Annotated in this window: 11 protein-coding genes and 1 pseudogene; 10 read left to right on the top strand and 2 right to left on the bottom strand. The window is 31.8% G+C overall.

Translation table 11 applies throughout. The annotated features are described in order from the left end of the window. Positions 1-23: 23 nt before the first annotated feature. The 6 genes and pseudogenes from AC3WTI_RS06410 to AC3WTI_RS06385 all read left to right on the top strand — a co-directional run bounded on the left by AC3WTI_RS06410 (position 24) and on the right by AC3WTI_RS06385 (position 6,203). The gene (locus AC3WTI_RS06410) at positions 24-1,115 is read left to right on the top strand and encodes a spore germination protein (protein ID WP_087956768.1); all 1,092 of its coding nucleotides are present in this window, start codon (positions 24-26) and stop codon (positions 1,113-1,115) included. Next, positions 1,112-2,305, top strand: coding sequence for a Ger(x)C family spore germination protein (locus tag AC3WTI_RS06405; RefSeq protein ID WP_087956769.1), 1,194 nt, complete (start codon positions 1,112-1,114; stop codon positions 2,303-2,305). Before AC3WTI_RS06410 ends, AC3WTI_RS06405 begins: the two co-directional genes overlap by 4 nt. A gap of 324 nt (positions 2,306-2,629) precedes the next feature. Next, complete coding sequence (gene proC / locus AC3WTI_RS06400) at positions 2,630-3,448, top strand: pyrroline-5-carboxylate reductase (protein ID WP_001041290.1); 819 nt, start codon at positions 2,630-2,632, stop codon at positions 3,446-3,448. Between the two features lie 133 nt (positions 3,449-3,581). Continuing rightward, entirely contained in the window at positions 3,582-4,997 is a 1,416-nt protein-coding gene (locus AC3WTI_RS06395; protein WP_000067454.1) for an amino acid permease, read from the top strand. Between the two features lie 165 nt (positions 4,998-5,162). Further along, positions 5,163-5,780 carry a GIY-YIG nuclease family protein gene (locus AC3WTI_RS06390; protein WP_306298313.1) on the top strand — a complete coding sequence of 206 codons (618 nt, stop codon included), beginning with the start codon at positions 5,163-5,165 and terminating at the stop codon, positions 5,778-5,780. A gap of 221 nt (positions 5,781-6,001) precedes the next feature. Next, positions 6,002-6,203 (top strand): annotated as a pseudogene (locus AC3WTI_RS06385) (alpha/beta-type small acid-soluble spore protein). 755 nt (positions 6,204-6,958) lie between these two features. Here the strand turns inward: AC3WTI_RS06385 and AC3WTI_RS06380 are convergent. Both AC3WTI_RS06380 and AC3WTI_RS06375 read right to left on the bottom strand, forming a co-directional pair. Then, complete coding sequence (locus tag AC3WTI_RS06380; protein WP_087956770.1) at positions 6,959-7,078, bottom strand: peptidase; 120 nt, start codon at positions 7,076-7,078, stop codon at positions 6,959-6,961. 45 nt (positions 7,079-7,123) lie between these two features. Then, positions 7,124-7,249, bottom strand: coding sequence for a hypothetical protein (locus AC3WTI_RS06375; protein WP_255448305.1), 126 nt, complete (start codon positions 7,247-7,249; stop codon positions 7,124-7,126). A gap of 267 nt (positions 7,250-7,516) precedes the next feature. On the opposite strand from AC3WTI_RS06375, the gene AC3WTI_RS06370 reads away from it, so the two are divergent. From AC3WTI_RS06370 to hblA, 4 genes are all read left to right on the top strand, one after another. Then, positions 7,517-8,746, top strand: a complete 1,230-nt coding sequence (locus tag AC3WTI_RS06370) for a helix-turn-helix domain-containing protein (RefSeq protein WP_087956771.1) — start codon at positions 7,517-7,519, stop codon at positions 8,744-8,746. Positions 8,747-9,834: 1,088 nt separating this feature from the next. Further along, positions 9,835-11,154, top strand: a complete 1,320-nt coding sequence (hblC, locus tag AC3WTI_RS06365; protein WP_087956772.1) for a hemolytic enterotoxin HBL lytic component L2 — start codon at positions 9,835-9,837, stop codon at positions 11,152-11,154. 61 nt (positions 11,155-11,215) lie between these two features. Continuing rightward, positions 11,216-12,436, top strand: coding sequence for a hemolytic enterotoxin HBL lytic component L1 (gene hblD, locus AC3WTI_RS06360; protein ID WP_000714435.1), 1,221 nt, complete (start codon positions 11,216-11,218; stop codon positions 12,434-12,436). 36 nt (positions 12,437-12,472) lie between these two features. Beyond that, the gene (hblA, locus tag AC3WTI_RS06355) at positions 12,473-13,600 is read left to right on the top strand and encodes a hemolysin BL binding component B (RefSeq protein ID WP_097841895.1); all 1,128 of its coding nucleotides are present in this window, start codon (positions 12,473-12,475) and stop codon (positions 13,598-13,600) included. The last annotated feature ends 14 nt before the right edge of the window (positions 13,601-13,614 follow it).

Genomic DNA, 13,614 nt, shown 5'->3' with positions numbered 1-13,614 from the left:
ATGACGAAAGGAAGTGGCCTTCAGTGATTACTAAACTTAAAGACCGAATAACAACTTCGCAAGCAGTTGTTATTATTGTAAATTACATACTTGGGACAGGAATCCTCACTTTGCCCAGAGCATCTGTGGAAAAAGTGAAAACACCAGATGTATGGCTAAGTGTGATATTAGGTGGAATACTGGCAATGGTTTCAGGAGTAATTATGGTCAAATTAAGTCAGCAGTTTCCAGAAAAAACATTTTACCAATACAGTCAAGATATTGTAGGGAAATGGATAGGCAGGTTGCTTAGTTTTCTTATTATAGGGTATTTTCTTACAACTTCAGCATTTCAAATTCGTTCAATGGCAGAAGTAATAAGCTTTTTTTTGCTCGAAGGAACCCCCACATGGGCTATTGTTATGCCTTTTATGTGGATAGGTCTCTATTTGATTATGAGTGGTATTAATTCAATTGCACGGATGTTTGAAATAATATTTCCTATTACTTTTTTTATTTTTTTACTCATTTCCTTTATGAGTATCGGAATATTTGAGATAGATAATCTCCGTCCCGTATTGGGTTTGGGGATTAAACCAGTGTTAGATGGGATAAAAACAACGTCTCTCGCATATACAGGTCCTGAAATTATGTTAATTCTTTTGGTATTTATGGAACAACGAAATAAAGCAGTAAAAGCTATTTTAGTTGGAATTTCTATTCCGTTAATCTTTTATGTAATAACTGTTGTAATGGTCATTGGTGCATTATCAATTGATGGGGTTGTAACAAGAACATGGCCGACAATTGACCTTATGCGCAGTTTTGAAATTTCTGGATTGATATTTGAACGCTTTGAATCTTTACTGCTTGTAATATGGATTATGCAAATATTTGCTACCTATACGATTAGTTATTATGCAGCTGCATTAGGATTAGCGCAACTTTTTAAAAAGAGTATTCATCCGCTTATTTTCGCTTTGATTCCAATCATTTACATCATTGCTATGACTTCGAAAAATATAAATGACTTGCTTAAATTGGGGGATATGCTCGGTAATGCTGCTTTATTTTTATTTGGTTTACTGCCACTGCTTCTTCTTATTATTACGCGATTAAAAGGAGGAGTAGTGTGAAAAATAAATTTAATTATATGCGGTTCTATTTGGCTTTGTTATGGACGCTTTTGCTTCTATTTTTAACAGGATGTTGGAGTAGTAAAGAAGTAGAAGAGTTGAGTTTAACTGCAGGTATAGCACTAGATAAAGGGAAGGATTCAACAATTGAGAAAGAGGATGAGGAAGGAGGTTATCCTAAAAGAAATCTTATAACAGCTACTTATCAAATTGTTAGTTCACAAGCACAAAGTAAAGGAAATGGACAACAAAAACGTTATATAAATGTTTCTGAGACCGGTGATTCCATTCATCAAATTGTTCGTGAGTTTTCATTGAAAAGAGAGAGCACAATGTTCAGCCCACATTTAAAAAACATTGTTATTAGTGATAGTCTTGTACGTACATACAGTTTAGAACAATTACTTGAACAGTATCTCCGTGACAATGAAGTTCGGCTTAGCTGTATGCTCTTAATTAGCAAGGGTCTAGCGAAGGAGGTACTGGAATCAAACAAAAAAGGAGAAATCCCAGCATTTCGTTTGTCTGGAATTGCAGATAATAGAAATAGAACAACAAGGATTTTACCTCCTGTATCGCTCGCTAAATTGGAAGGAAAGATGCGGTCAGGGTCCAGTTTTCTTTTGCAAAATGTAATCTCGATAAAAGGAGAAACAAAATTTGCAGGAGCTGCTGTAATTAAAGGAAAGACAAAAAAGTTGATGGGCTTTTTAAATGAACAGGAATTGGAAGGAGTAGTATGGATAAACGGAAAAAGGAATGGTGGTGTGGTAAAAACTTTTGATAAAGAATCAAAGAAACTTATTATATACGAGATAAAGTCAATAAAAAGCAAAATCATACCACATGTTAACGGAAATAATATTTCCTTTGATGTAAACATTGAATCAGAAGGGCGTTTGTCTGAAAATTGGATGCAATCAGGAAAAGATTTTGAAAATGAATTTTTAAAAAGGGAAGAAAAAGCTATTGAAAAAGAAGTAAAGCACTTAGTACATCATGTTACAAAAAAAATACAAAAAGAATATCAAGTCGATATTGCGGGTTTTGGCAACCAATTAAGAATTAAACACCCGAGAACATGGGAGAAAGTCAAAAAAGATTGGGATCAAACATTTAGTAAAGTACCGATTAAATATCATATAAATGTAACTATACAAGATTATGGAGCGTCAAGTTTAAAACGGTGAGATACATTAATTGAAATTATATTTACATCAAAACAAAAAGTTATAAAAGTTTTAATTTGAAAATTTTTGTAACTTTTTGTTTTTTTATGTCCTTCTTATTATAGATTAAAGAAATGATTTTATCCCGCTATTTGCCGGGCAGTAAGACCCACACCTCAAAATTCAGCGAAAGCAAAGAAGTTATTAGAGGTATATGTAAGCTCTATATAGGAAGGAGAATTTTGAAATTCTATTGATAAACCAAGTAATTGTAATAGCCCTTATTTAGAATAATAATTTCAAAATCAATAAAATTTAGAGTAGAAGGAGTAAGAGCAAATTATTATGAATAAACAAATAGGATTCATCGGATGTGGAAACATGGGTATTGCTATGATAGGTGGGATGATTAAAAAAAATATAGTTTCTCCAGATCAAATAATTTGTTCAGATTTAAATGTCATTAATTTAAAAAATGCCAGTAATGAATATGGCATAACTATAACTACTAACAACAATGAAGTCGCTAACAGCGCTGACATTTTAATTTTATCAATCAAACCAGATTTATACTCATCGGTAATTAACCAAATAAAAGATCAAATAAAAAATGATGTAATCGTTGTAACTATTGCTGCAGGGAAAAGTATTAAGAGCACTGAGAATGAATTTGGTAGAAAGTTAAAAGTTGTTAGAGTAATGCCTAATACACCGGCACTTGTTGGAGAAGGAATGTCTGCTTTATGTTTTAATGAAATGGTTACAGAAAAAGATATAAAAGAGGTACTGAACATATTTAATATTTTCGGCCAGACGGAGGTCATAAATGAAAAACTAATGGATGTTGTTACATCTATTAGTGGTTCTTCTCCAGCATATGTGTATATGTTTATAGAAGCCATGGCAGATGCTGCTGTACTTGGCGGTATGCCGAGAAAACAAGCTTATAAATTTGCGGCTCAGGCTGTATTAGGTTCTGCAAAAATGGTATTGGAAACAGGAATACATCCAGGTGAATTGAAGGATATGGTTTGTTCTCCAGGTGGAACGACGATAGAGGCTGTAGTAACGCTAGAAGAAAAAGGTTTAAGAACAGCTATCATTTCAGCTATGAAACGTTGTACGCAAAAATCTATGGAAATGTCTAGTTTAACTAGTAAGTGAGAAGCGAATTTATATAATATTTTAAATCTATTTAATGTAAAAGAAATATTATGAGGCTAGTTAATAACTAAGTAAATTTATATACAACACTAACGAGAAGAATAAACCTTATTTTAAAGGGGATACAGAAAATATGAGTAATTTACTAAAAAAGAAATCCGTTACACAATTGTTAGAGCATAATCAAAGCAAGACTTTAACGAAAACATTAGGAGCATTTGATTTAATTATGTTAGGGGTAGGCTCGATAGTTGGAACGGGCGTTCTTGTGTTAACTGGATTAGTAGCAGCAAGAAATGCTGGCCCAGCAGTTGTTTTTTCATTTATACTTGCAGCAATTATATGTGGATTTATAGCATTATGTTACGCGGAAATTGCTTCTACACTCCCGGCGTCTGGTAGTGTATATACATACTCATATGCAACAATTGGTGAGTTTGTTGCTCATCTAGTAGGTTGGTCATTGCTATTAATATATATCGTGGCAACAGCGGCTGTCGCTGCTGGATGGACAGGCTATTTCCACAATTTAATAAAGGGATTTGGATTAGAGATACCTAAAGCTCTAGTAACGATTCCTTCGCATGGTGGTATTGTGAATCTACCAGCAGTAATCATTACATTGATATTAGCATGGATGTTATCCCGTGGTACGAGGGAAAGTAAACGAATCAATAATACAATGGTATTGATTAAAATTGGAATGATTTTGTTGTTTATTACGGTTGGTATATTCTATGTAAAACCAATGAACTGGATACCAATTGCACCATACGGTTTAAGTGGAGTTTTTACGGGTGGAGCAGCTATTTTATTCGCTTTTACGGGTTTTGATATATTAGCAACTTCAGCAGAAGAAGTAAAAGATCCGAAACGTAATCTTCCGATCGGTATTATTGCATCATTAATCATATGTACAATTATTTATGTTATGGTATGCCTTGTTATGACAGGAATGGTTTCCTATAAAGAATTAAATGTTCCTGAGGCGATGGCTTATGTAATGGAAGTTGTAGGACAAGGAAAAGTCGCTGGTGCAATTGCTGCAGGTGCTGTAATTGGCCTTATGGCTGTTATTTTTTCCAATATGTATGCGGCAACACGAGTATTCTTTGCAATGAGTCGTGATGGATTGTTACCGAAATCATTTGCGAAAGTTAATAAGAAAACTGGAGCACCCACTTTTATAACTGGATTGGCAGGAATAGGGAGCTCTATAATAGCTGGGTTTATTGATTTGAAAGAATTAGTTAATTTAGTTAATATCGGTAGTTTGGTGACGTTTGCGTTAGTTTGTCTATCAGTTATTATTCTACGTAAATCACACCCAAATTTAAAACGTGGATTTATGGTACCTTTTGTACCTGTATTACCATGCGTTGCAATTGTATGCTGTTTGTTTTTAATGCTAAATTTACCGTTAAGGACATGGGTGTACTTTAGTATTTGGATTACTATTGGGGTAGTAATATATTTCCTTTATTCGATAAAACACAGTAATTTAAATGAGGAAACGATCTCGAAATTACATGATAAAATTGCGAGATAATAACGATAGAAAATTTTATTAATAATCATATTGATAGTTGAGGAACATAGAAACAGTTTTTTGACATTTAGCAAGAGATAAAATAAGAGATGCTAGGGCAGCTAAGTACTTTTTTAGAAACCTTGCTTGTTTTTTACGATTTAAAACTGCTAAGGAGAGAGAAGTATGAGTGAATTCCATTTTATGAGTATAGAAGAATTAGATAATAAATTGAAAAAATCTGACAGTGGTATTTATTTCATTAAAGATTATAATGACAATATTATTTATGTAGGCAAGGCTTTTAGTATAAAAAGTAGAGTATTAGCTCATTTTAATAGTTATTCCAATATTGAGGAATATGTCCATTTATTTAATAAAGTAGCGTATCTCATTGAAGATAGTTTGTTAAAACGCTCATTGTTACAAGTTACTTATATGATTAAATATAAACCAGTATTAAACAAAGAAGTCCAAAAAGAATTCCCAGAGTTATATACTAAATACATTAAGCAAACAAATAAAAAATCCATGTTGTTAGAAATGGATGAAGCTAAAGAAAAAAGAGATGAGTTAAAGAATAGATTAGTAAAATTAGTAGGCGGAAAAACTATGTTTTATGACATAATTTCTCTGTTAAACAATGGATATAACTATCATGTTCTCGCAAAAGTATTGAGCATAGAACTTCAAACTTTAATTATAATGAAAGAACACCGAAACAAATTCCCGATACCACATAATTATAAGAGGACAATCAAGCATCAAGATATAATGTATGCTTTATCTGGAAAAAGAATTTAAGTACTTCAAGGTTAAACACTTAACTTTAAAGTAGTAAATTCGTTGCTTTTGTAGATGTTATTGTCATATTGAAATGCAATGTACATTTATGTTTCAAATTTAATTGGTGGCATAAGGGGAGGGAAAGGGTTCTCATAAAAATACTAGAAGAAATTAGGTTACTCATGCATAAATAGCATAATTAGGCACATGTTATTTATAAATATATTGGAAGTGCAATTATAAATATTCAAAGATACGAAAGTAATACAAATGAAATTTTTACTTCTGCTACTACAAGTACTATTGAGCAAATGAAGTATGAAATTGCTCTTTGAACTAGGAGTCACACTGGGACCTGATACATCATCTGTAAATGGTTCGATCGGTGGAGAGATTACAAAACGCTTATTTCGAATGCCTGAAAAACAGTTAACAGGTTAATACAGATTACACTAAGAAAATAATCCGTATATATATGGATTATTTTTCCTTTAATTTACAAAAAATAAATTTTGAAATTTAAAAAACCTCTCAGATTCCTTTGTAACAACCTTTTGTAGTTGTGTTAATGGAATAGGTATTAAAAGATAATTAATTCAATATGGATGATGTATGGGCCGTTAAAAGAGTTTTGGTATTGTTTGTAATTTTAATTCCATGATACTTAAGCCGCTATAATAAAAAAATTATGTCTAAATCGATATAAAGGAATAATTATCAAGTGATATTTCTTTTTATAGAATAAGTAAAAACTGATATTGTAGTAATTACTGTTTTGAGGTCAATTTACTGTGCACCTTAATTATTAAAGTTTTTTTGTTGATTAACAACTATTGTATTTGGAAATGAATAATAAGTTTATCCCGCTATTTGTGGGAAGTAAGACCCCCACCTCAAAATTCAGCGGAAGCAAAGAAGTTAGGTGGGGGATCAACTGTCCGTAAAAGCCCGATTGGTGAGGGCTAATAATCAGTGGGGGATGAACAAACCCCCCACTGATTAAAGTTTCACTTTATGTGATGCGGTAATAAAACTATCTAGTTTGCTCTTCTTAGTATTTGTAAAGTATATATATTTTTTCCTCTTTTGTGGAAAGTAAAACTAATGTTGCGACTAGTTATAAAAATTTTGGGTATTCCATTCGTTTTTTATTCTTATTTTTTGATGAGGAAAAGACCTTTTTCTCAATTAAATGTTTAATTGAGTACTTGAATTTCCTCCACCTTGTATTTTTCAAAGCATAGTGTTTCAAAAATAGCCTTATCACTTTCAGCTGTTTCCAATTTCATGACTTCGTTATTATCTTTTTCTAAAATTTGGAACGAAGTGGTTTTTCAGTTTCATATTTAAATTAGCAGTATTTATTTTTTGAATTCAATTTGTATAAGTGATTGAATTGGAACTTTGACTGTTGTTTCTTGCGGTGATATAGTATTTCCTGTAACTTTCGCTGCATTTTGAAGCTTTTTCCAGCTTGGTCCTCGCATTGACTACCACTGTATTTTGTAGTACTTCACTGTTTTCTCAAGTTCAATAATTATATCTTGTAGAATTAAGAAAAGAACTTAGTGTATTTCCTTTACTTATCTACTCTGATATTTAGATGCTAACTACAATTAAATAATATATGATTTTTATAAAAAAGATATAGTAATATTTTGTTGTGAATTGTACTAATTTGATATTTTATAGTATTATTTGTCGTGAATTATATATAACAGAATATATTTTATGGATCTATAAAGGAGAATGCAATGAATACTTCCATCGATATACAACACTTGTGTGATCTTGCACATAAAGCATTTAATGCCCCTGTGCATATTTTATCTGCAGACAGAAAAATTTTATATCATTCTACATTTGATAATGTTTGTAGTCCTTTTTATTCTTCAAAAGAAGAACATCTTACTGATATTTATCAAGAAAATGATCCCTGTAACTTGCCACTTTTCCGAAGTAACAACTATCTTGAAAATTTTGTTCTAATTCATATAGAAAATCATGATGATATTAAAGGGACTATTATAATCGGTCCTACTATACATCCAAAAGATTCAGATGATATGATCATAAAATTTCAGAAAGAATTTAAATCAAATGATAACATTCAAGAAAGACTTGCCTATTATCAGTGTTTATCTGAGATTAAAAAAACTACATTAATTGATATGGGAATTTTATTACATTACATGATTTTCAATGAAAAGTTAGATGTAGATATTGTCTTGGAAAAAAATAAAGTACTAGAGGAAGTTCCTAATAAAATTGTGAAACCTGACTTATATATTTTAAAACGCCGACAAAACAAACCTAAAACTCACAATATGGCATTAGTAAATGATTTCTTTTCGACTATCAAAGAAGGAAATAAAAAAAAGTTAATACAGTATATGTATGCGGTTTCGCAAGAAGATGTTGAACTTATGTTAATAGAGGATCCGCTCAGGAATCAAAAAAACCTTGGAATTATTGCGATTACCTTAGCCACTCGATATGCAATAGAAGGAAACCTGCCACCAGATATTGCTTTTGCTCATAGTATTTTATATATACAAACCTTAGAACAATTAGATAATGTAGAATCTGTAAAGCGATTGTCAGGGGACGCTTTACGTACCTTTGCAGATCGTGTGAAAGAATACAATGCAAAAAAGTATTCTTACGCGGTTACTACATGTATAAAACATATTAATAAAAATGTTTACGATGGAATATCTCTGAATGAACTTGCTAATCATTTAGAAATTACGCCTACTTATCTGTCTAAACTATTTAAAAAAGAAATGGGAATTACTTTAAGCGAATATATTCAAAGGGAACGAGTGGAAGAAGCAAAAAAATTATTAACACTCACTACTTATTCGTTATCAGATATCTGTGCTTGGCTAAACTTTAATGACCAAAGTTATTTTATAAGAGTTTTCAAAAAAAATACTAGCATGACTCCTAGGCAGTACCGTGAAAAATATACAATAATATAAGCTTGTTATCTGCTATCTACAATGTAAAGACTTAAACATGGGTATAAGTATCCCGAAAAATGAAAATACACTAACCATTATTTTGCTAAAGAAAACAAAAAGACAGAAGGCTGCAAAGTGTTTCAAGGAAGCTTTGCAGCTTTTTTGTAATTTAGAACCTATGTTTATAACGATGATAAGTTTATAGACTAATATCTTCAAGTTTAATATTTGTTAATATTGATATTAGAATGTTTTTGTAAAAAATCAACAATATAACATAGATTACTAAATATATCTATGTTATATGCAATTATACATAACTAAATAAAGGAAAAAAAGTATAAAAAGACCTATTATATTATTCTATAAGTATTTTTTCTAAAATAAAATTTCTTGGTTGAGCTAAAATAGTTATTTTTAACCGTATACACATTAATTTGTAATCATTCCAATTACAGAAATGAAATTTACGAATAACTATATTTATATAATTTTTTTCGGGACATATTTTTATTTAACAGTGAATTATCGAGCTTAATCGACAAATTTTTTCTATTTACGCATTAAAAATTTAATGTTTTAATGAACAACATAACTGGTATGACCAGACAGAAAGGAGAAGGTTACGCTAATAGGAATTATAGTGAAGTTGTAAGTAACATTATGTTGGAAATATTTTTCTGAATAGTCTTTTTGTTTACGAGAGGTCAAGAATCAAATTGGTAATAAACGTGTTCTAAGTTTCTGCATAACAAAAGTGAAGTTATTCCGCAATAAAAGTATAAGCAATGTACAGTATAATTTCACCTTTTGTTGTCTAGTAAGGAGTTTGCTGACAAAACTAAGAGGGATATTATCAAATTGAAATTAAACAATGTTATGACAAGATTAACTGTAAGCATTGGTTTATTGATCCTCACGATTCTGTAAGTTAAACCGCAACTTCGAAATGAGAGATAAATAAAATCCTTATATCCTATTAGAAGTAAAAAACAACGATATTAACGTATCTGAAAGATTTCTCCTTCTTATCCAGTTTACAAAGAGAGCGGTCGTACAAGTTATATGAATTAAGTTATAAAAACAATGGTAAAGGAGTGTACGGAATGAAAACTAAAATAATGACAGGATTTTTAATAACATCCATTGTAACTGGAGCAACTATTCCTATCAATACTCTCGCAACACCAATCGTTCAAGCAGAAACTCAACAAGAAAACATGGATATTTCTTCGTCATTACGAAAATTAGGTGCGCATTCTAAATTAGTCCAAACGTATATTGATCAATCTTTAATGAGTCCTAATGTACAGCTAGAGGAAGTCCCAGCTTTAAATACCAATCAATTCCTAATCAAACAAGATATGAAGGAATGGTCATCGGAACTCTATCCACAGTTAATTCTATTAAATTCAAAAAGTAAAGGATTTGTAACAAAATTTAATAGTTATTACCCGACATTAAAATCGTTTGTAGACAATAAAGAAGATAGAGAAGGGTTTTCGGATAGACTTGAAGTACTTCAAGAAATGGCTATGACGAATCAAGAAAATGCGCAACGACAAATCAATGAATTAACAGATCTTAAATTACAGCTTGATAAAAAATTAAAAGATTTTGATACTGATGTGGCAACTGCGCAAGGCATACTAAGTACAGATGGAACAGGAAAAATAGATCAGTTAAAAAATGAAATATTAAATACCAAAAAAGCAATTCAAAATGATTTACAACAAATTGCATTAATACCAGGAGCTTTAAATGAGCAGGGATTTGCTATATTCAAAGAAGTTTATAGTCTTTCAAAAGAAATTATTGAACCGGCAGCTCAAGCAGGGGTGGCAGCGTATAACAAAGGAAAAGAAATCAACAACTCTATTCTAGAAGCGGAGAAAAAAGCGGCGCAAGAAGCGACAGAACAAGGTAAAACTGCTCTAGAGATTGAATCAGCAAAAAAAGCGGCTCGTGAAGCAATTGAGAAAAGCAAACAAGGTGAAATAGCAGCCGCAGCCGCAGCAAAAACACAAGAGTATGACCTGATGAAAGCCATTGATACCGAAAAGATTAAGAAAACATTTGGCGTTTTTGCTGAAGTAAATAAATTAACAGCAGAACAGCGAGCATATTTAGATGATTTAGAGAAACAAAATCAAAAAATATATGATTTAACAACGAAATTATCAATAGCTGATTTACAAAAATCAATGCTTCTTCTTACACAAAATGATTTGCATACGTTTGCAAATCAAGTAGATGTAGAACTTGATCTACTAAAGCGCTATAAAGAAGATTTAAATCTAATAAAAAATAGCATTACAAAATTATCTACTAATGTTGATACAACTAACGAGCAGTCTCAAAAAGATACATTAAGACAATTAAAAAATGTAATAAGTTACCTTGAAGAACAAGTATATAAATTTTAATATTGCGTTTTTTGGGAATTCATAAAGATTATAAGCATTTAGCGAAAGAAGGAGAATAGTCATGAAAAAATTTCCATTCAAAGTACTAACTTTAGCTACATTAGCAACTGTTATAACTGCTACTACCGGTAACACTATTCATGCATTTGCACAAGAAACGACCGCTCAAGAACAAAAAGTAGGCAATTATGCATTAGGCCCCGAAGGACTGAAGAAAGCATTAGCTGAAACAGGGTCTCATATTCTAGTAATGGATTTATACGCAAAAACAATGATTAAGCAACCAAATGTAAATTTATCTAATATCGATTTAGGCTCAGAGGGGGGAGAGTTGCTCAAAAATATTCACCTTAATCAAGAGCTGTCACGAATCAATGCGAATTACTGGTTAGATACAGCGAAGCCACAGATTCAAAAAACTGCTCGTAATATTGTAAATTACGATGAACAATTTCAAAATTATTACGACACATTAGTAGAAACTGTACAAAAGAAAGATAAGGCAGGTCTAAAAGAGGGTATAAATGATTTAATTACTACAATCAATACAAATTCAAAAGAAGTTACAGATGTGATTAAGATGCTACAAGACTTCAAAGGGAAACTATATCAAAATTCTACAGATTTTAAAAATAATGTTGGTGGTCCAGATGGGAAAGGTGGATTAACTGCAATATTAGCAGGTCAACAGGCAACGATTCCACAACTTCAAGCTGAAATTGAGCAACTTCGTTCTACTCAGAAAAAACATTTTGATGATGTATTAGCATGGTCAATTGGTGGTGGATTGGGAGCAGCTATTTTAGTTATTGCAGCTATTGGAGGAGCGGTAGTTATTGTTGTAACTGGCGGTACAGCAACACCGGCTGTTGTTGGTGGACTCTCGGCTCTTGGCGCAGCTGGTATCGGTCTAGGAACTGCGGCTGGTGTCACAGCATCTAAGCATATGGATTCCTATAATGAAATTTCTAACAAAATCGGAGAATTAAGTATGAAAGCAGATCGTGCTAATCAAGCAGTTCTTTCGCTTACTAACGCGAAAGAAACATTGGCATATTTATACCAGACTGTAGATCAAGCGATATTGTCTCTAACAAATATTCAAAAGCAATGGAATACAATGGGCGCAAATTATACAGATTTATTGGATAATATCGATTCTATGCAAGACCACAAATTCTCTTTAATACCAGATGATTTAAAAGCCGCTAAAGAAAGTTGGAATGATATTCATAAAGATGCAGAATTCATTTCAAAAGATATTGCTTTTAAACAGGAGTAGAACTGAAATTTAAAACCTAAATTGGAGGAAAATGAAATGATAAAAAAAATCCCTTACAAATTACTCGCTGTATCGACGCTATTAACTATTACAACTGCTAATGTAGTTTCACCAGTAACAACTTTTGCAATTGAAATTGAACAAACGAATAATGGAGATACGGCTCTTTCTGCAAATGAAGCGAGAATGAAAGAGACCTTGCAAAAGGCTGGATTATTTGCAAAATCTATGAATGCCTATTCTTATATGTTAATTAAGAATCCTGATGTGAATTTTGAGGGAATTACCATTAATGGATATGTAGATTTACCTGGTAGAATCGTACAAGATCAAAAGAATGCAAGGGCACATGCCGTTACTTGGGATACGAAAGTAAAAAAACAGCTTTTAGATACATTGAATGGTATTGTTGAGTACGATACAACATTTGATAATTATTATGAAACAATGATAGAGGCGATTAATACAGGGGATGGAGAAACTTTAAAAGAAGGGATTACAGATTTACGAGGTGAAATTCAACAAAATCAAAAGTATGCACAACAACTAATAGAAGAATTAACTAAATTAAGAGACTCTATTGGACACGATGTTAGAGCATTTGGAAGTAATAAAGAGCTCTTGCAGTCAATTTTAAAAAATCAAGGTGCAGATGTTGATGCCGATCAAAAGCGTCTAGAAGAAGTATTAGGATCAGTAAACTATTATAAACAATTAGAATCTGATGGGTTTAATGTAATGAAGGGTGCTATTTTGGGTCTACCAATAATTGGCGGTATCATAGTGGGAGTAGCAAGGGATAATTTAGGTAAGTTAGAGCCTTTATTAGCAGAATTACGTCAGACCGTGGATTATAAAGTAACCTTAAATCGTGTAGTTGGAGTTGCTTACAGTAATATTAATGAAATGCACAAGGCGCTTGATGATGCTATTAACGCTCTTACTTATATGTCCACGCAGTGGCATGATTTAGATTCTCAATATTCGGGCGTTCTAGGGCATATTGAGAATGCAGCTCAAAAAGCCGATCAAAATAAATTTAAATTCTTAAAACCTAATTTAAATGCAGCGAAAGACAGTTGGAAAACATTAAGAACAGATGCTGTTACATTAAAAGAAGGAATAAAGGAATTAAAAGTGGAAACTGTTACTCCACAAAAATAGGGAAATATTAATTC

The sequence above is a fragment of the Bacillus sp. EB106-02-03-XG38 genome (assembly GCF_058792175.1).
This window is presented reverse-complemented; position numbering and strand designations above follow the sequence as displayed.